We start from the raw sequence: 20,825 nt of genomic DNA, 5'->3' as shown, positions 1-20,825 counted from the left end.
TTTAAGGAATTATTGAATCAATAAAATTTTTGAAATTATTCCCGTAAGTATCCCAACCACCTATTGTTCTAACTTTTATCAATGCATTTTCACTCATTATTTCACGTAAATTAGGGGTGTCTACGAGTTTTTGAAAACAATCTAGTATTGATTTAGGGTTTCTTATAGGCACAATAAAGCCTTCTTTTTCGTTCTCTATGAGATCAAATGCTCCTGTGTTTTTAGAAGCAATTACGGGACATCCACAGGCTAAAGCCTCGGCCATTACCATACCAAAACCATCTTCTATGGAGGGAAATATGAAAACACTAGAGTAACTATAGTAATTTAACAAGTCAGCGTTTGGAACATTGCCTTTAAAAGTAATATTGTTAAGGTTTGCTTTTTCTATTAAAGTTTTAATCTCTTGACTAACATGTCCAATAACGATAAATTCTTTATTTGGATGCTTCAATAATCTAAAAGCTTCTAATGCATACATGAAACCTTTTCGGAGACTAACTTGGCCTACCCAAAGTACTGAAAATTTATCTTTACTAGGTTCTCCTGTTTTTTTGAAACGATCTAAGCGAGCACCATAAGGTATTTTAATGAGCTTTTTTTCAGGAACTCCCTTTTCAATGAATGAATTTTTGACAAATTCAGAAGCTATTGTTATATAATCAGCTTGTTCGTACTCTAGCTGTTCTTTTTCGATTATGCGTGGATCAGTACCTTTCCATTTTAAACCCCAACGCTCATATTCTTCTGTTAATAAATCGTTTTGAAAAACAACATGAGAGGAACCTCTATCACAAATATATTTTCCTCCTAAAGACTGCATTTTTTTTCCGGAATGTAAACCATTTGAAGACAATGCAATCAAAACACCAGACTTGTCTATTTTTTTTGCAACGAATTTATCTAGCAATTCAACACGTTGCCATATCCATTCTTTGTTCAGTTTCTCTAACTTATCTAAACCAAGTAAACTTCTCTTCATAAATGGCGCTTGTAACCAAGGAAATGTTGAGATTTTATTTGTAGGAATACCTTGCTCATCTTTTAATTTGAACCTAGGATAACCAGTATATATTTTTTCTAAAAGGCCCTGTTTTTCCATTTGACGAGCCAAGTGGAAATGGTGGAATCTAGCGGGTGTTATTTGGGTAACTTTCATGAGGTTTTAAATTTTGTTTTAATATTCTGATATAATTTATGTATATCATTATATGCATTAGAAAAAATGTCAGTTACACTCATTTGTAACATTTTAGCACTTAATGGTAATATGATTAAAGCCATTAAGACATCCAACGATAAAGCACCAAGGGCGACACCTGTTAAACCTAAAAACTTTGATAAAACATATGTTAAGACTACTGATATTATGGCCGAAAAAACACCTGTAAGAGCAAATTTATATGGTTCGTTTTTAGCTCTAAAAACTGGTTCTGATGACCACCAAAAGGCATTGAATAAAATGCTTATCACAAATATATACCACATTAATGGAGGTACAATTAATTCATTTTTAGTCCATATTTCGTAAAACCATAGGCCAAAAAAAGCAAGGAAAATAACACCAAGAAAAGCAATTATAAAGGATGAAACGATAGAAAAGCGATAGATTTTTTGAGCTTTTTCTGTGTTTCCTTGTCCAATTTCATACTGTAATTCTGGAAAAACACTTGAACTTACAATATTTAGCAATTGATTCACAGATCTGCTTAAAGTTCTAACTGTATTGAAAACAGCAACAGCTTCAGGCCCTAGAATGATACGAACAACGAACGTTGTGCCTTGAAAATAAATAGCTTGCCATGCAGGAAATAATAAATAACCTAAACCTTTTTTCGTAATATTCTTTAATATGATTTTATCTTTATTTCCTTTATATTCACTAAATAAGTTTAAAACTTGTTTACCTTTTAACCAGTAAAAAATATTAAAAAGAATAATAACGATTAACTGAGAAAGGGCAAATTCTATAACACCATAACCGAGAAGTAAAACTAATAAACCACCAATAAGGTTAGATGCTGCTTTTACGGTTAATAAATTGATGCTTAATGCAGCCTTTTGGGCAGCTCTGTAATATGATTCAATTAATTGATTGTAAAAGTTTAAAAGGCGAGCTAATATTAAAATTGATACCGCTGTAATGGCATCTTGACTATCAATTAATGATTTTTCGAATACATGAAAATAGTTTAAGATAAAAATAGCTAATACGCTTATACCCATGGCTGCAAGTACCATAAGACTGATGATGTGCATACCTGTTTTGCTTATATCAGCAGCTTTTTGTTTATCCCCTGAGGCATAGCTTAATACAAAACTATTGGCTGCAGCTGTACCAAAACCTAAATCTGAAAAAGCAATGACACTAGGGATAATGGTTAATGTTAACCACTCCCCATAATAGGCAGCACCCCAAGCAGAGATGAAAAAGGGTACTAGGAACAACTGTTCTAGAACCCGAACACCTTTTTGAAGTATAGATGCTAAGCCATTATTGACTAATCTTTTTTTTAAGGACATAGTGCTTTAAAAACCGTTTAAGTATTTATATTGATTAATAATTAATTAGCCTTTTATAGAGCCATACCCGTAAGAAGCAGCTGCTTTTGTATCATTAAATACTACCATTGTATTTTTTAGACGGTCGTTTTCATAAATTGCATTGATAGTTTTTACAGCTTGTTTTTTAGTTTTATCCTTCCGAACTACATAAATGCTGCTATCAATATAATTATTTAGAGCAAAAGCATCAGAGATAAGACCAATAGGGGCTGTATCAATAATAATACGGTCATATTCTTGTTTTAAGGTGTCCATTAATATGCCTATTCTATTACTCACCATTAAACGTCCTACTTGATTCATAGTACTACCTGAACCTACTAAATAAAAATCGTCAATACTTGGGTGTTTTTGAATGATTTGATCAACAGGAAGTCCTTTTTTTACAATAAAATCGGTTATACCAGGTGAGTTAGGAAGATTGAAATTTTCCATTAATTTAGGTTCACGTAAATCGAAAGTTAAAACCACTACTTTTTCACCATTAGAAGCATAGGTTAATGCTAAATTAGAAGCAATAAAGGTTTTACCTTCTCCTTTTTCAGTTGAGGTAACCAATATGGTTTGGTTTTTTTCAGTTTTCTTTAAATAATCTAAATTGAAAAGCAATAATCGGAACAATTCAGACTCAGGAGATGAGCTTCTATCTTCAGTAACAACAATTGTATTGTTTTTACTTTTAGCAATTTCACCTAAAAAAGGTGCTGATAAATTTTGTGTCAATTCTTCTACACTCGTAATTTTATTATTCAGCACATCTTTTACATACAGTAATGAAACCGGAATAAGTAGTCCTAAAAGTAAGCCAGAGAAGTAAAGTAATTTTTTATTAGGGCTGATAGGAAATTTTCCAGCTTTAGGGTAGCTTACAATTCGTGTTGAAGAAACTGGAGCTGCTAGTGACAATACCTCTTCTTCTCTTTTTTGTAATAAATAAAGGTATAAACCTTCTTTTGTGCTTTTATCACGACTAATATCTAATAGTTTCTTTTCCATGCCAGGAACTTTTGCAATTTGATAGTCATACCTGTTTGCATTTGCCATTAAGTTACCACGTGCGATAGAGTATCCACTTTTTACGTTACGAATATTTTGGACTATTGATTGACGAAGAACATTAAGATTTTTATCTAAATTTTCAACCAATGGGTTAGAGCTTGAAGCTGATTGTGATAATCTTTGTTTTTCAGCTAAAGCTTGATTGTATTGAACTATTAAACTGTTTACGGTAGGATCATTAACACTAGTACCACCAATGGCTGATTGGCTATTACCATTTTCAAGAGAAAACTCAACCCCTTCTAACATGTTAATTTGAGTTTGATACTCAGCTACTCTGTTTTTATAATCGTTAGATTGTTGAACATAAGTATTTGCATTGCTAGCAATATCTGTTACTGTATTCTGCGTTTTAAAATCTACCACAGTTTTTTCAACATCTTCTATTTCACCAGATAAAAGCTTTAAACGATCATCAATCATTTTAATCGTATTCTCTGCTAATTCATTTTCGTATTTAATAGTTTTTTCGATATAGGTTTCAACAATTTTTGAAAGAATTTCTTCTCCCTTAACTTTATCATTAGCAATAAAGCTTAAGTTTAGAGAGCTACCTGTTTTATTAGCAGGCATTACACTTAACTTGCCTCTAAAGCTAGAAACAACATCATCTTTATTTCCTATTTTAAAGTACATGTTTTTTGAGTTTTTAAAAACAGGAGCTTGTCCTTTTGTGGCAATTGTAAAGGTACCATAAGGCGCTGTAACAACTTCGCCAAAGGTGTGTGTCGATTTTACTTCCTTTTCTTGAATAAGCGCGGTAAGTTCGTAAGTTGTGTCATTAATAAATTTGATAGTAACTGGTAAATTATAAATAATGTTTTCAGCAGTCTCATCTACAGTAATATTAATAGGCACATTTTCTCCGTACACTTCAACATCACGAATACTGCCATCGATATAAAAGGTGATATTGAAATTGTTTTTAGAAATCACTTCTTCCATAATACCGATAGAAGTTAGAATGCCTATTTCATCTTCTAAACTATGGGTGTTTTTTACCAAGCCCATATTTGTGAAATCGCTTAAGCCACCAAAACCTTGACCTGCCTCTACATTTTTCAATAAAATAGTGCCGCGTACTTCATATTCTTTTTCAGCATAATACCTCATATAAAGAAATATTATAGTTAAACCAATTAGTAAACTTATTGCGAATAGGGGCCAGAATTTTAAATATTTGCCAATGATTGAGCGAATGTCATTTTGCTCGAATGAATTTAATTCTTGATTTACTTCTTTCATTATCTTAAAAGTGAGAATGTTATTTAAATGCTAGTTTGTAACTTTTTGTTGTATGCGTATTTGTTTGAAAGGGTACTGTAAGTAAGTATCAGGGCTCGAATTTAGTTATTTTTCGAATACTCAAAAGCCTTAATTGATTTGTAAACTATTAATAGGCTCTTTCTTCACCACGAATGGCATTGACTACGGTGTAATAAATAATAGAAAAATCTAACTGAATAGACCATTTTTCCATATAAAAAATATCATAACGAACACGGTTTACGATATCAGATTGCTCTAATATTTCACCTCGGTATCCTTTTATTTGTGCAAGGCCAGTAATGCCCGGTTTTAGAAAATGACGAACTAAGTATTTGTCTACCGATTTTTCGTATTGCTCTGTATGCAACCTCATATGTGGTCTAGGTCCAACAACACTCATTTCACCTTTTAGCACATTGAAGAATTGTGGTAACTCATCAATACTTGTTTTTCTTAAAATTCGACCAAGTTTAGTAATACGCATATCGTTTTTTGTAGCCATTTGAGTATCACTGGTTTTACTTTCCGTCATGGATCTGAACTTGTAACAGCCAAAGCTTTTTCGGTTAACACCATGGCGACTTTGTTTAAAGAATAAAGGTCCTTTTGAATCAATTTTCATACAAATCCAAACTAGAGGTATTAACCAAGAAAGAACAAAAAGGATCACCAAACTTGAAAATACAATATCGAAAAGACGTTTAACGACGTTGGCATACTCTAACTCTAAAGGAGAAGCTCTTAAGTTTAAGATCGGAACTTCGCCATATAATTCAATAGACATTGCTCTCGAAAATAATTCTTTATTATCAGGAACAATTTTAATTTTTTTCAGGCTATTATCAGCAATTCGCATTAATTCTTGAATTTCACCTTTTGATAGTCTTGATGCCATACAATACACTTCTTCTACATTGTTCTCGAAAATGTATGCGTATGATTTTTCGATGGATCCTAAATAGGTTGGGCTACTAGAATCAGAATTATCAAAATACCCCATGTATTGGTATCCATAATTTTTAGTGTCAAAAATGCGGCGTAGCTTTTTTAAATTTTTATCACGACCGATAACGACTACTCTTACTTGTTTACTAAGTCCTTTTGTTCGGTATAAATTTCTAGCCCAATAAAATAATAAGCGAAACAAAGTAAGCATTAGGCAAATAAGGCAATATACCGATACAAGATAGGTCGGCCTATATCTGTGTTCTCCTAAAAAGGTGAAAGAGGTAAAGAAAACTAAGCCATAGATGAGAAAGAGCATAAAGAAATTACGAACATTGGTCGTAAAACTTTCTCTGCGTGCCGTAGGGTAAAAATCTATAGCATAAGTGACTATAAGCCACGTAATGTTATAGTATAAAATGCTATACCCTATTCTGTAGGTTTCTGGAATTAATAAATACAGAATTACATTAATAGTAATTATATGAAATATGAACGATAATGGGATAACGAAATATGACTTTTTCATTTTTATCTTTTCTGAAAATAGAAGCTTAATAATAGCAATTCAAATAGCTTTATTTGAATTGTTGTAATCAAATTTTAAAAAACAGGAAATAGGATAGGTTCTGTTTTTTAATACATTAATTATGTTCTCTTTTAAATATTGGTGTGTTGTAAAAGCCCGATTAGGCTTTGTACCATTCGTACATTTTACGAACGCCTTCTTTCAATTCTATTTTGTGTTTCCAACCTAAGCCGTGTAGTTTAGACGGATCGGTTAATTTTTTCATTGTGCCATCAGGTTTACTTGAATTAAAGTATAGTTTACCCTTAAAGCCAACTGTTTTTTTAATTAGTTTAGCTAGCTCTTCAATTGAAATATCGACCCCTGTACCTATATTAATATGTGTATTTCTAATTTCACTAGTTTTAGAGCTATAACAGTCTGTAAAATCACGTTCTTCCATTAAAAATACGGAAGCATCAGCCATATCTTCACTCCATAAAAATTCACGCATCGGTTTCCCTGAACCCCAAATTTCTAAGTGTATCGTATCTCCCTTTTTTTGAATACCATATTTGTCTAAAATAGAATAGATGTCTTCATCCATTGATACGCCATTAAAGCCTTCAATAGGGAGTTTGTTTAAATCTTTTCTGAGGGTATCCCAATCTCGATTTTCTAAAGCCTTACCCAAATGCATTTTACGAATTAAAGCAGGTAATACGTGTGATTTTTCTAAATCAAAATTATCATTAGGCCCGTAGAGGTTGGTGGGCATAACTGAAATAAAATTAGTACCGTATTGCAAGTTGTAACTCTCGCACATTTTAATACCAGCAATTTTAGCAATTGCATATGGTTCATTAGTATACTCTAATGTGTCTGTTAAAAGATAATCCTCTTTCATGGGTTGAGGACAGTTTTTTGGGTAGATACATGTGCTTCCTAAAAACATCATTTTTTTTACACCATGAACATAGCTTTGGTGAATCACATTATTTTGAATCATTAAGTTTGCATGGATGAAATCAGCTCTGTATGTATTATTGGCAACAATACCACCTACTTTAGCTGCTGCTAAAAACACATATTCTGGTTTTTCTTTGGCAAAAAAAGCTGCTACGGCATTGCTATCCGTAAGATCTAATTCTTTATGGGTACGAGTGATAAAATTAGTATACCCTCTAGTATCTAAATTTTTTAAAATGGCACTACCCACTAAACCTCTATGACCAGCTATGTATATTTTCGCGTTTTTTTCCATGTGTACTCGTTAAAAATAGGATTGAATCTTTGTGAATAGGCACCAATACCTAAACTTTAGTAAAGAATATTGGTGCTATATTTTGAATTGAAATTAGATTTACTCGAAGTAATTAAAAGTGTCGTAACCACCTTCCTTTAAATGCTGATCTTTCTGCATCAACTTCACATCATGCTTCATCATATCTTTCACCAAATCTTGCAAGTCATATTCAGGAATCCAACCTAATTTTGTATTTGCTTTTGTAGCATCACCAATTAATAAATCTACTTCCGTTGGTCTAAAATATTTAGGATCTACGGCTAAAATTTCTTTACCTATTTCAATTTGGAACTCTGGGTTAGAACAAGCTTTTACATATCCTTTTTCTTCAACACCTTCGCCTTTGAATTCTAATTCAATACCAACTTCTGCAAATGCCATACGTACAAACTCTCTAACAGGAGTAGTTTTTCCGGTAGCAATAACCCAATCCTCAGCTTCATCAGCTTGTAGAATCATCCACATCATACGAACATAATCTTTCGCGTGACCCCAGTCTCTTTTTGCATCTAAATTTCCTAAGTAGATTTTATCTTGTAACCCAAGAGAAATTCTTGAAGCGGCACGTGTAATTTTTCTAGTAACGAAAGTTTCACCTCTAATTGGTGATTCATGGTTAAATAAAATACCATTACAAGCATACATGCCGTAAGCTTCTCTATAGTTTACGGTAATCCAATAAGCATACATTTTTGCAACTGCATATGGGCTACGTGGGTAGAAAGGTGTTGTTTCTGATTGAGGAACTTCTTGTACTTTACCGTACAACTCAGAGGTAGAAGCTTGGTAGATACGTGTTTTTTTCTCTAAACCTAATAAACGAACAGCATCTAAAATTCGTAATGTACCTAAACCATCTGCATTACCTGTATATTCTGGCACCTCAAAAGACACTTGTACGTGACTCATTGCTGCAAGATTATATATTTCGTCTGGTTGAATTTCTTGAATTAAACGAATTAGGTTAGTACTATCGGTCATGTCTCCGTAGTGTAATATAAAATTACGATTTTCTACATGAGGATCTTGGTATAAATGATCGATTCTATCAGTGTTGAACAAAGAAGCTCTTCTTTTTAAACCATGTACTTGGTATCCTTTTTTTAATAAGAACTCACTCAAGTAAGCGCCATCTTGTCCGGTTACTCCTGTGATAAATGCTACTTTCATATATTGATTGTATTAGAGGTTATTAGATCGAATGACACTAATTAGAGTATAGTGAACATTCGAAGATTAAATTTTATGGAATTATTTTTTAAGTTAGGAGGGTTTTTTTGCTAGAAAATTGAGTCTCTTTTAGCGCTCCGCGCCGTAAACCACATATTCGGGTCACGGGTTAAAATTTATTTTAGAATCATCAAAGTTAGTTGAGTAAATTGATGCTGTTATGTGGTTTTCCACATAAGCCTAAAAATTATTTAGCGGTAAAATTAAACAGGGGATATTGATAGTACAAAGTTTATGTTAGAACTTTGTTAAGATTTGTGAAGTTGATAATTAAAAGAGGGTCTTGATGAGTTTATTCTATTTGGTGGCTTAACAATTTAAGATATGCATATGCACTTTGATTTGGTATTTATTTGATAGCATAGATGTAAGGTTCATTTTGTCGATGAAGTGTGTCCACATAAGCGATATGTAAGAAAAAAGCTATAAATTTTCATGTAAAATATTCAAGAATATAAACTTGATATGCATTGAGTGTTTATTCTATTAAAGAAGAAATTACACGACATCTTTTATTTTTGCATTTATAATTATACTTAGACCTGGTATGGCTAGTCGCAGTCTTTTTTTTCCTATTTCTTGTATGATTGCTTTTTTATCTTTTAAAAGACCATTTTTTATAAGTATTTCGTCACCAGGTAGAAGTTTGTTTAGTGTTATTTCTTCAATAGAGTCATCTTCTAACCATTTTTTAATAATAGTTATTTCTTCATCTCTAACAATTGCGGGCTGGCCTAGCCAAAATAAATACCGAACGACCCCTGGTACAGAAAAAACATTAGAGCGTTCTTTGTCGGTAAGTCTAACAAAAACATAAGATTTGAACAAAGGGCTTTCAATTGTTTTTTTTCGATCACTCCATTGTCTAACTTCTTTAATAAGAGGGCAGTATGCTTCAATTTGCATTTGTTGCAAAATTTCTGCTACTTTTTTTTCTTTTTTAGATTGTACATATACTACATACCAATTCATAGTTTTTTCTCTTATCAAGTTTGAAATATATAGATAACCGCTAGATTCTCAAAATAATAGCGTTGAATTTAAAGAATTAACAAATAAACTACTCCAATCGAATTTTTTTTTGATTTGAAAAATTGTTATTTTCTTTAATATAGGCTAGTTTTAGCGGTCATTATTTTGATTCAATATGACTACAATTACAATTTGTAGGAAATTTCTTAAATTTTATTTATTTTTTGTACGATTGTCCAATTTATTACGTTAACTTTATAGAACCCAAATTACCTACTTATGATTTCTACTTTATTTAAGAGGGAGTGTAAAAGCACTTCTAAGCAAGAATTAATTACAAAAAAATGGAGAACAAATAGCTTAGATCAATTGCTGGCTGAGTTTGGTATTAATTTTTTTAGATCATCTTTAAAGAAAAATACGAAGACCAAAGTTAGAAAAACAGCAAAACCTCTCTCATTAGATTTACAGCAAATAGAAGCAAATCAATTGGAATATTCGAGACTGATGATGGCTAAAATGAAAAAAATTCAACACACAAAAAAGAAAAATAAAATAGTAATTAGTTTGGAGTAATCATGCTTGTTAGGTTCTTGAATTTTTATTTTTTTATAGATAAATGTGAAGAAAAGATAAGTATACTCATGTACTACTAATACTAAATAAAAGTAATTTATCTATTAGCAAAGACAAACGGTATTAAGGCATTAATAAAAGGTCTTGATGGTTCACTTTGATAAAGTGATAAGTAGTTGATTCGAGAATTTCAGAGGTAATTAAAATTAGTTGTAATTTTTACTTCTTGATACATTTTATTTTAAAAAAATATTTTAATAAGTGTTTATTTGAACTACAATAGTTAGTGAGAAAATTAAAAAGGCAAACCCGTAAAGGTTTGCCTTTTTAATTTTGCTTATATTTCTCAATTATTATTTCACAATTACTTTTCTCAGTGTATTTCCGTAAGGAGTTTCTAGTAGCACTGCATAAACTCCAGCAGGCATATTACTAATATCAAAAGGGATATCATATAGCGCTTCCCCTCTTTGGTTTTCACTTGCAATAAGGGAGTTGTTGTTAAGGCTAAATATTTTAATACTGATATTTCCTTTTTCAGTTAGGGTAACTTTTGCATTAAATTTCCCTGTTGTTGGGTTCGGGTAAATTAAAAAGTCTTCTACTAATTTTTTTCCATTTTCGGTATCTTGTTGAGTAACTGTAGGGTCGTTAGCGACTACGATTACTTTTTTAGTTTGTATATCAGTACAAGGTCCCCTTTGTGTAATGATACCTACTTCATATTCTCCAGGGGTATCAAAACGTATTTCAGCCTCATCGGTAGAACTGTTAATTACTGTTGCATTTTCAGGAATAATCCATTCCATACTATCCGGTAATGGGTAGCTAATATCTACTAGAATCAAATTTTCATTCACATACACCTGAGAAGAAGCTGCAAATTCTGCACTAATTTCTTCGCTAGTTACATCTACAAAAATAGCAGCTGTGGTGGTACATCCATTTTCATTTTGGATGGTAAGCGTATAATTTCCTTTTTCGAACAAAACCACATTAGGGGTAGTACTTGTAAATCCATTGTCAGAAGTCCAAGCGTAAGAAGCATTCGGATTTTCTACGGTAGCATCAAGTTCTAGGCTTTGCTCTTTACAAAGCACCCTATCTCCTCCTAAATCAATATTTATTGGTAATGGGTCTTCTATTATATAGGTTCTAGTTAAAGGCGTATCAAAACCAGTTATTGTAACGGTATATTCTCCCGCTGTAAGATTGGTAATACTATTAGAAGTACTTCCAGTATTCCAAGAATAGGTAAAGTTCCCATTTCCTTTATTTACAAGAAGGCTAATACTACCATCATCACCTCCAGTACAAGAAGGCGCAATTATAGTTTCTTCTACAATATCAGGTTGAGTAATGGTATAAACCTCCGTTAGAGAACATCCATTAGTATCTGTGATGTTAATTTGATACTCATCAGCGGTTAAGTTGGTAATCGTAGTTTGGTCACTAATAACCGTATTATCAGACAACCTAGTCCATGTAATGGTATAGTCAGGCGCACCGCCTATAATTTCTAAAGAAATATTTCCATCGGTAGCTTGATACTCTGAAGCATTAGTAACAATAAGGTTTTCAATAGCTAAAGGATTTGCAGGTCCTTGAATAGTTACTTCCAATGTATCAGAACAATCATTAGCATCTACAACTAAAAATGAATACTGCCCAGCAGGCAAGTTATTTAAGTTTTGTGTGCTAAGTTCTTGATTCCAGTATAGTTCGTAAGGCTCAGTGCCGCCGGCAACAGTAATTTCAATAGCGCCAGTTTGTTCACCATTACAAAGCACATCTGTTTTAGTAACTAAGGTAGCCTCTAAAATATCTGGTTCAATAATTTGAATGGTGTTAGAGTTTTTAACTATGCCATTAGCATCAGTAACACGTGCAAAATAGGCGCCAGGTTGTAGATCCGTAATTAGAAAAGAATCTTCATTATCTAAAACAATATCGTTTCCATTAACAGATTGAAACCACTGATAAGTGTAGTTAAGTATACCACCTTCGGCTTTTGCTTCTAAAGCCCCAGAATTATCGCCATTACAGGCAGAAGCACCGACTTGTTCTATTGTTACAACTAACTCTCCAGGTTCTGTAATATTAAAAGATTGTGAAGTGGTACAGAAATTAGTATCGGTAACAGTTACCGTATATATACCTTCTTCTAAATTAGTAATGTCTTTTGTAGTTTCTGTAAACCCATTAGGTCCAGACCAAGAATATGAAAATGGAGGAGCTCCGCCAGTAAAGACAGGAGATATTACGCCATCGGTTTTTCCACTTTCACTTATATTAAATGTAATAGTATTTGGTTCATCCCAGGTTATTACAGGGAAAGTAACCACAGATACACTATTGTTTATAAGCTGACAATTATTACTATCTTCTACAACTGCAGTGTATGTAGCTGCTTGTAAGGTGTCAAAAGTAAAAGGAGCAGGAGCAGTGTTGGTAAAAGCATCTCCGGTGTCGTTATTGGTGATGGTATAGGTGTAATTTTCTCCTGTTATAAGCGTACCGCCAGTAACATTAGAGAAAGTAATAGCACCCGTTTGAAAACCAAGACAAGTTCCATTGGCAGTAATAGTTGCATTTATAACCTCTGGAGCAGGGTCAATAGTAATGATAGCACTTGTTAGCATAGCTGCATCTGTAGCATCATCGATGGTATAGTAATAGTCACCCGCAGATAGATTATCAATAAAATCATCAGTACCAGTTTTAAGAGCATCACCGTTTTGATTGTACCAAACAAATGTAAATTCAGGAGTACCTTCATATTGCGCATCAATTCTACCTGTAGTTTCTCCAAAACATAAGATAGGAGTTACTATAGCAGGAGGATTGTCAACCGCTAAAGGTCCTGGTTCTGTAATTTCGATACTAGGTAGTGTTATAGAACAACCTTGATCATCGGTAACGGTAAGCGTATAAGTACCTGCAAAAAGATTTTCAATATTTTTAGTAGTATTAGAATAAGAAGAACCATCACTAATTAGGGTACCCGACCAAGTATACTCATATGGAGCGGTCCCTCCGATAGGCTCGTTGATAAAAATAGCACCATTACTGCCGGCATTCGCAGTAACATCTTGTCTTAATGAAGCGTCTTCAGTAACGATTAAAGCATCAGGTTGATCAATTAGAACCGTAACAGTTTGTGATTCACATCCGTTTTGATTTCTGATGGTTAGGCTGTAAGACCCAAAGGATAAACCTGTAATGTTAGTTCCGTTAAAGTCTGTCCAATCTGTTGCATTAAAAGAGTATTGATAGCTCGTTCCTCCAGAAAGGTCAAGAGCTATACTACCATCAGCGCCACTATTACAGCTAGCGTTTGTAGGGGTTGGTGTCGTATTGATGGCTACTTGCGTAGGGTTATCAAGAGAAAATGTAACTTCATTATAATTTTCTACTATTCCAAAATCAGCATCTGAAAGTCTGCTAGACCCAACTCTCAATACATAGGTTCCCCCCACATTTAAGTTCGATAAAGATTGTGTGTTAGAGGATGAATTTTGTGGAGCATCAAGAGCAGTAGTGTCCAAAAACCACTGATACTTATAGTTTGTTCCAAAATCAGAAACAGTAGCACTTACTTGACCATTAGCACTATTAAAACAAGTGATTTGCTGTGGAGTATCACCAACTATATTAGGTATAGGTTCTTTAGTAACTATAATAGTATTTGATGTTTTTATACACCCTAAATCATCAGTTACGACAATGTTGTAAGTTCCAATAGTAATATTAGAAAAGTCGATTAACTTTAAAGAGCTAGTAACGGTTTCAATATTTTCAAAGCTATTAGTATTGGTGTTTAATCTATTTAGTTCATAAATGTAATTAGGAGAACCATTCTGTATTTCAATACGAATAGAACCATCAGTATTACTGTCTGTTGTTGGAGGAACAAAAGTAGGAGTGCCTACGATTGATAATTGCGGTGTGCTTGCGGCAATGGTGTATTGTACCTCGGTGCCTTTACAACTATTTACAGTGGATAAAGCTCTAACATTAATTACTTGTGGATTGGCACTAGGAGTAACATATAATTGATTTGTTGTTGGTATCCATGAAGTCCCGTTGTCAGTGCTGTATTGATAAAAATAGCCATTTGTATTATTACCACCAGTAGGAGACATCTCTATTAACGCATCATTGCCACAAGTTGAAGGAGTAAATGAGCTATTAGTAATTACTTGAGAGGGACTTGTTATATTGATGAAGTTAGGGGTAAGTTCACCACTTTTAACAGTAGCAATACCATTATTATATTTTACTTCTTGATAAAGAATATAATAGTCTCCAGCTTCTAAATTTCCATCACCAGAAATAATGTCGCCAAGATTGGAAGTTCCTGAATAAGTGCCATTATTATTGTCGTTTAAACTGCCAAGCCTTACTTCAGCATATGCTTGAGGAGGGTTTTGAGCTTCTGGATCACCAGAAAAAGCATCTTCCACATTTGTGGCTCCTGCAGGTTTTTGATAAATGTAATAACGCATATCGCTATCGCTATCAATATCGCTTTCAAATGTAAGCGTAACTGAGCCATCTTTTTTATCAAAACAGGTTTCATCACTTTTTGTAGTGTTTATTAATGTAGGAGAGCAACCTATTACATCAACAATTATAGGGTTAGATTCAATTTCTTTTGAAGAAGAATTGTATTTATACCTATACATTAATTGCAATGTATTTGAATTTGGGTTTGATAAATAATCTGGCCCAAAGACATTCTCTATGGTGAATTTTAAAGGATAGTAATCGCTATAGTTATTTAGTTCTTCCCATTGATTATTTGAATTTAGAAAAAGCCATGTTAAACCATACACAAACTCTGAAGCTTCAGTATCATTAAATATTAATTCATTCGGACAAATTGGACTTGTATGTGGTGTAGATAACACAGGACTTATTGTGGCATCAATCGAAGTATATATACCTAAACCAGTATTTGTGCTTTGAATATCATAATCATGAAAACTTCCGTGATTGAATACCAAATCAGAATTAAAAGCATTAGCAGAGCCACCAGCACCTTCACAATAAGCCGTATAATCAGCAGTAATTCTATATGGTCTTTCGTTCAATGTTGTTATTTCTGAAACAAAAGTGTATACTTCATTACCATTATTGTATGATAATGGTAAGTTGACAAGGTCAATGCCGTAATTTGTAATAACTCTATTGTTTTCATCTAAAATTGATACATCGATAGTTTCTCCATCTTGAGTTTGGTTAGAACAAGAGGGCGCATATTCAATATTTAAATTAAACTGAAAATAGTATTGGTCTTGTGCTTCCATTTTAAAGCAAACAAATAAGACAATAATTAATAAATATAATTTTTTTCTCATGCTTTAATATTTTAATTAAAATGTTTTTGCATTCAATCAATACGAATTGAAACCTATAGTTTTTCTAATTTCTCAATTATCATTTCACAATTACTTTTCTCAGTGTATTTCCGTAAGGAGTTTCTAGTAGCACTGCATAAACTCCAGCAGGCATATTACTAATATCAAAAGGGATATCATATAGCGCTTCTCCTCTTTGGTTTTCACTTGCAATAAGGGAGTTGTTGTTAAGGCTAAATATTTTAATACTGATATTCCCTTTTTCAGTTAGGGTAACTTTTGCATTAAACTTTCCTGTTGTTGGGTTCGGGTAAATTAAAAAGTCTTCTACTAGTTTTTTTCCATTTTCGGTATCTTGTTGAGTAACTGTAGGGTCGTTAGCGACTACGATTACTTTTTTAGTTTGTATATCGGTACAAGGTCCCCTTTGTGTAATGATACCTACTTCATATTCTCCAGGGGTATCAAAACGTATTTCAGCCTCATCGGTAGAACTGTTAATTACTGTTGCATTTTCAGGAATAATCCATTCCATACTATCCGGTAATGGGTAGCTAATATCTACTAGAATCAAATTTTCATTCACATACACCTGAGAAGAAGCTGCAAATTCTGCACTAATTTCTTCGCTAGTTACATCTACAAAAATAGCAGCTGTGGTGATACATCCATTTTCATTTTGGATGGTAAGCGTATAATTTCCTTTTTCGAACAAAACCACATTAGGGGTAGTACTTGTAAATCCATTGTCAGAAGTCCAAGCGTAAGAAGCATTCGGATTTTCTACGGTAGCATCAAGTTCTAGGCTTTGCTCTTTACAAAGCACCCTATCTCCTCCTAAATCAATATTTATTGGTAATGGGTCTTCTATTATATAGGTTCTAGTTAAAGGCGTATCAAAACCAGTTATTGTAACGGTATATTCTCCCGCTGTAAGATTGGTAATACTATTAGAAGTACTTCCAGTACTCCAAGAATAGGTAAAGTTCCCATTTCCTTTATTTACAAGAAGGCTAATACTACCATCATCACCTCCAGTACAAGAAGGCGCAATTATAGTTTCTTCTACAATATCAGGTTGAGTAATGGTATAAACCTCCGTTAGAGAACATCCATTAGTATCTGTGATGTTAATTTGATATTCATCAGCGGTTAAGTTGGTAATCGTAGTTTGGTCACTAATAACCGTATTATCAGACAACCTAGTCCATGTAATGGTATAGTCAGGCGCACCGCCTATAATTTCTAAAGAAATATTTCCATCGGTAGCTTGATACTCTGAAGCATTAGTAACAATAAGGTTTTCAATAGCTAAAGGATTTGCAGGTCCTTGAATAGTTACTTCCAATGTATCAGAACAATCATTAGCATCTACAACTAAAAATGAATACTGCCCAGCAGGCAAGTTATTTAAGTTTTGTGTGCTAAGTTCTTGATTCCAGTATAGTTCGTAAGGCTCAGTGCCGCCGGCAACAGTAATTTCAATAGCGCCAGTTTGTTCACCATTACAAAGCACATCTGTTTTAGTAACTAAGGTAGCCTCTAAAATATCTGGTTCAATAATTTGAATGGTGTTAGAGTTTTTAACTATGCCATTAGTATCAGTAACACGTGCAAAATAGGCGCCAGGTTGTAGATCCGTAATTAGAAAAGAATCTTCATTATCTAAAACAATATCGTTTCCATTAACAGATTGAAACCACTGATAAGTGTAGTTAAGTATACCACCTTCGGCTTTTGCTTCTAAAGCCCCAGAATTATCGCCATTACAGGCAGAAGCACCGACTTGTTCTATTGTTACAACTAACTCTCCAGGTTCTGTAATATTAAAAGATTGTGAAGTGGTACAGAAATTAGTATCGGTAACAGTTACCGTATATATACCTTCTTCTAAATTAGTAATGTCTTTTGTAGTTTCTGTAAACCCATTAGGTCCAGACCAAGAATATGAAAATGGAGGAGCTCCGCCAGTAAAGACAGGAGATATTACGCCATCGGTTTTTCCACTTTCACTTATATTAAATGTAATAGTATTTGGTTCATCCCAGGTTATTACAGGGAAAGTAACCACAGATACACTATTGTTTATAAGCTGACAATTATTACTATCTTCTACAACTGCAGTGTATGTAGCTGCTTGTAAGGTGTCAAAAGTAAAAGGAGCAGGAGCAGTGTTGGTAAAAGCATCTCCGGTGTCGTTATTGGTGATGGTATAGGTGTAATTTTCTCCTGTTATAAGCGTACCGCCAGTAACATTAGAGAAAGTAATAGCACCCGTTTGAAAACCAAGACAAGTTCCATTGGCAGTAATAGTTGCATTTATAACCTCTGGAGCAGGGTCAATAGTAATGATAGCACTTGTTAGCATAGCTGCATCTGTAGCATCATCGATGGTATAGTAATAGTCACCCGCAGATAGATTATCAATAAAATCATCAGTACCAGTTTTAAGAGCATCACCGTTTTGATTGTACCAAACAAATGTAAATTCAGGAGTACCTTCATATTGCGCATCAATTCTACCTGTAGTTTCTCCAAAACATAAGATAGGAGTTACTATAGCAGGAGGATTGTCAACCGCTAAAGGTCCTGGTTCTGTAATTTCGATACTAGGTAGTGTTATAGAACAACCTTGATCATCGGTAACGGTAAGCGTATAAGTACCTGCAAAAAGATTTTCAATATTTTTAGTAGTATTAGAATAAGAAGAACCATCACTAATTAGGGTACCCGACCAAGTATACTCATATGGAGCGGTCCCTCCGATAGGCTCGTTGATAAAAATAGCACCATTACTGCCGGCATTCGCAGTAACATCTTGTCTTAATGAAGCGTCTTCAGTAACGATTAAAGCATCAGGTTGATCAATTAGAACCGTAACAGTTTGTGATTCACATCCGTTTTGATTTCTGATGGTTAGGCTGTAAGACCCAAAGGATAAACCTGTAATGTTAGTTCCGTTAAAGTCTGTCCAATCTGTTGCATTAAAAGAGTATTGATAGCTCGTTCCTCCAGAAAGGTCAAGAGCTATACTACCATCAGCGCCACTATTACAGCTAGCGTTTGTAGGGGTTGGTGTCGTATTGATGGCTACTTGCGTAGGGTTATCAAGAGAAAATGTAACTTCATTATAATTTTCTGCTATTCCAAAATCAGCATCTGAAAGTCTGCTAGACCCAACTCTCAATACATAGGTTCCCCCCACATTTAAGTTCGATAAAGATTGTGTGTTAGAGGATGAATTTTGTGGAGCATCAAGAGCAGTAGTGTCCAAAAACCACTGATACTTATAGTTTGTTCCAAAATCAGAAACAGTAGCACTTACTTGACCATTAGCACTATTAAAACAAGTGATTTGCTGTGGAGTATCACCAACTATATTAGGTATAGGTTCTTTAGTAACTATAATAGTATTCGATGTTTTTATACACCCTAAATCATCAGTTACGACAATGTTGTAAGTTCCAATAGTAATATTAGAAAAGTCGATTAACTTTAAAGAGCTAGTAACGGTTTCAATATTTTCAAAGCTATTAGTATTGGTGTTTAATCTATTTAGTTCATAAATGTAATTAGGAGAACCATTCTGTATTTCAATACGAATAGAACCATCAGTATTACTGTCTGTTGTTGGAGGAACAAAAGTAGGAGTGCCTACGATTGATAATTGCGGTGTGCTTGCGGCAATGGTGTATTGTACCTCGGTGCCTTTACAACTGCCTACAACTGAAGTAGCTCTAGTGTATACTGTTTGTTGTGTGGTAGTTGGAGGTATCAATAAAGGGTTAGATGCTGGTTGCCAATCGGTATTATTGTTAATACTATATTGGTAGGTGTAGCCATTACTTGAGTTGCCACCAGAAGCAGAAAGCGATATACTAGCATCATTACCACAACTAGAAGGGGTAAGAGTACCAGAAGTAACCACTTGAGTTGGACTCCCTATCGTAAATTCAGATGAAATTTCTCCACTTTTTACTGTAGCTGTTACATTGTTATATTTTACTTCTTGATATACGATAAAATAAGTACCCCCATCAAGGTTATTTATAGTTCCTTGAAAAGAGTTATTTAAAACGATAAAAGGATCTGCTACGGTTTGCTTTGTTTGTCCAGGGAATGTTGGGTTTTCACTTTGTAAGTTTGTGTCATTCAAAGTAGGGTCACTTGGGTTTTGAGGAGGTGTACCTTCATAAAGAAAGTATCGCATTTCATAACCGTTATTAGTATCCACATTACCATCAAAAGTTAATGTAGCACTACCATCGTTAGAATCAGAACAGGTTTCATCACTTTTTGTAGTGTTCGTTAATGTAGGGGAGCAAGGCTTAAATGTATATGAAATAGGTTTTAGCCATCCAGACCCTCTACTCTGACCATTCTCTGAACTGGGATTAAAATCTTTATTGAACCCGGTCCTGAATTGTACACGATTTAGATTGTTATAATCATTTTGATTGGTTATGAAATCTTCTAAAGTTAAACTACTAATAATTCTTCTATTTTGATAAGATTGTGGTAAGTCAATCCAAGGCCCGACGCCTGTTGTTTTTACTAATTGATATTGCCAATTCCAGCCCATAGATAGATAGATGTTATCCGTTTCACATATATATGAGTCTTCGATACTTGGCGTAGGTAGGTGTAAAGTATAAATAACGGACGTAGAGGAGCAACCATTGTAAGGTATCGGAGAAGCATATTTGAAATTTTCTAAAGGAAAATTAACAAAGTCGTATTTTTCACAATTAAAAGTATTTACGTCATAACTATTGAAAAGTAAACTGGTTTGAGTAAATCCATTTGGAATTTTAACAAAGTCATAAAATGATAAACCACGATCATTTGTAGAATAATCGTTTACAGTCTTTGAAAAATTATTATCAGTATATAAATTAATTTCGGTAACTGAATTATTGCCACTGTAGTATATAGAGGTTTCAACAAAAAGACCGTACTCTTCAACTTGACCAATTAAATTGTTGCCGAAGAAAATCATTATTAAAAATAAATATATGCCTTTTCTCATACC

General features: G+C 33.6%; 10 protein-coding genes. 1 reads left to right on the top strand and 9 read right to left on the bottom strand.

The features are described 5' to 3' along the window. Position 1: 1 nt before the first annotated feature. From H0I23_RS12785 to H0I23_RS12755, 7 genes are all read right to left on the bottom strand, one after another. Positions 2 to 1,159, bottom strand: a complete 1,158-nt coding sequence (locus H0I23_RS12785) for a glycosyltransferase family 4 protein (RefSeq protein WP_216783685.1) — start codon at positions 1,157 to 1,159, stop codon at positions 2 to 4. Beyond that, the gene (locus tag H0I23_RS12780; RefSeq protein ID WP_216783684.1) at positions 1,156 to 2,523 is read right to left on the bottom strand and encodes a lipopolysaccharide biosynthesis protein; all 1,368 of its coding nucleotides are present in this window, start codon (positions 2,521 to 2,523) and stop codon (positions 1,156 to 1,158) included. Before H0I23_RS12780 ends, H0I23_RS12785 begins: the two co-directional genes overlap by 4 nt. Before the next feature lie 45 nt (positions 2,524 to 2,568). After that, the gene (locus H0I23_RS12775; RefSeq protein ID WP_216783683.1) at positions 2,569 to 4,869 is read right to left on the bottom strand and encodes a tyrosine-protein kinase domain-containing protein; all 2,301 of its coding nucleotides are present in this window, start codon (positions 4,867 to 4,869) and stop codon (positions 2,569 to 2,571) included. A 148-nt stretch (positions 4,870 to 5,017) separates the two neighbouring features. Further along, positions 5,018 to 6,367 (bottom strand): undecaprenyl-phosphate glucose phosphotransferase, encoded by a 1,350-nt coding sequence (locus H0I23_RS12770; protein WP_216783682.1) that lies wholly within the window; start codon positions 6,365 to 6,367, stop codon positions 5,018 to 5,020. Between the two features lie 160 nt (positions 6,368 to 6,527). After that, on the bottom strand, positions 6,528 to 7,610 hold the full coding sequence (locus H0I23_RS12765; protein WP_216783681.1) for a GDP-L-fucose synthase: 1,083 nt from the start codon (positions 7,608 to 7,610) through the stop codon (positions 6,528 to 6,530). A 99-nt stretch (positions 7,611 to 7,709) separates the two neighbouring features. After that, on the bottom strand, positions 7,710 to 8,822 hold the full coding sequence (gene gmd, locus H0I23_RS12760; RefSeq protein ID WP_216783680.1) for a GDP-mannose 4,6-dehydratase: 1,113 nt from the start codon (positions 8,820 to 8,822) through the stop codon (positions 7,710 to 7,712). Positions 8,823 to 9,380: 558 nt separating this feature from the next. Further along, positions 9,381 to 9,854: a UpxY family transcription antiterminator gene (locus tag H0I23_RS12755; protein WP_216783679.1), complete on the bottom strand. Its 474-nt coding sequence runs from the start codon at positions 9,852 to 9,854 to the stop codon at positions 9,381 to 9,383. Between the two features lie 279 nt (positions 9,855 to 10,133). Between H0I23_RS12755 and H0I23_RS12750 the strand changes: the two genes are divergently transcribed. After that, entirely contained in the window at positions 10,134 to 10,430 is a 297-nt protein-coding gene (locus H0I23_RS12750; RefSeq protein ID WP_216783678.1) for a hypothetical protein, read from the top strand. 353 nt (positions 10,431 to 10,783) lie between these two features. Here the strand turns inward: H0I23_RS12750 and H0I23_RS12745 are convergent, their stop codons facing one another. Continuing rightward, a complete protein-coding gene (locus tag H0I23_RS12745; protein WP_216783677.1) occupies positions 10,784 to 15,793 on the bottom strand; it encodes a T9SS type A sorting domain-containing protein in 5,010 nt (1,669 codons plus the stop codon). Between the two features lie 79 nt (positions 15,794 to 15,872). Next, positions 15,873 to 20,822 (bottom strand): T9SS type A sorting domain-containing protein, encoded by a 4,950-nt coding sequence (locus H0I23_RS12740; RefSeq protein WP_216783676.1) that lies wholly within the window; start codon positions 20,820 to 20,822, stop codon positions 15,873 to 15,875. Positions 20,823 to 20,825: the final 3 nt, after the last annotated feature.

The sequence above is a fragment of the Cellulophaga sp. HaHaR_3_176 genome (assembly GCF_019021925.1).
Lineage (GTDB): Bacteria > Bacteroidota > Bacteroidia > Flavobacteriales > Flavobacteriaceae > Cellulophaga.
Note: the sequence above shows the minus strand (reverse complement) of the source record. Positions and strands in the feature narration are given on the sequence as shown.

Bases quoted from the DNA above. Each gene is read 5' to 3' on its own strand.
- H0I23_RS12785 (WP_216783685.1), bottom strand. From the start codon at position 1,159: ATGAAAGTTACCCAAATAACACCCGCTAGATTCCACCATTTCCACTTG.
- H0I23_RS12780 (WP_216783684.1), bottom strand. From the start codon at position 2,523: ATGTCCTTAAAAAAAAGATTAGTCAATAATGGCTTAGCATCTATACTT.
- H0I23_RS12775 (WP_216783683.1), bottom strand. From the start codon at position 4,869: ATGAAAGAAGTAAATCAAGAATTAAATTCATTCGAGCAAAATGACATT.
- H0I23_RS12770 (WP_216783682.1), bottom strand. From the start codon at position 6,367: ATGAAAAAGTCATATTTCGTTATCCCATTATCGTTCATATTTCATATA.
- H0I23_RS12765 (WP_216783681.1), bottom strand. From the start codon at position 7,610: ATGGAAAAAAACGCGAAAATATACATAGCTGGTCATAGAGGTTTAGTG.
- gmd (WP_216783680.1), bottom strand. From the start codon at position 8,822: ATGAAAGTAGCATTTATCACAGGAGTAACCGGACAAGATGGCGCTTAC.
- H0I23_RS12755 (WP_216783679.1), bottom strand. From the start codon at position 9,854: ATGAATTGGTATGTAGTATATGTACAATCTAAAAAAGAAAAAAAAGTA.
- H0I23_RS12750 (WP_216783678.1), top strand. From the start codon at position 10,134: ATGATTTCTACTTTATTTAAGAGGGAGTGTAAAAGCACTTCTAAGCAA.
- H0I23_RS12745 (WP_216783677.1), bottom strand. From the start codon at position 15,793: ATGAGAAAAAAATTATATTTATTAATTATTGTCTTATTTGTTTGCTTT.
- H0I23_RS12740 (WP_216783676.1), bottom strand. From the start codon at position 20,822: ATGAGAAAAGGCATATATTTATTTTTAATAATGATTTTCTTCGGCAAC.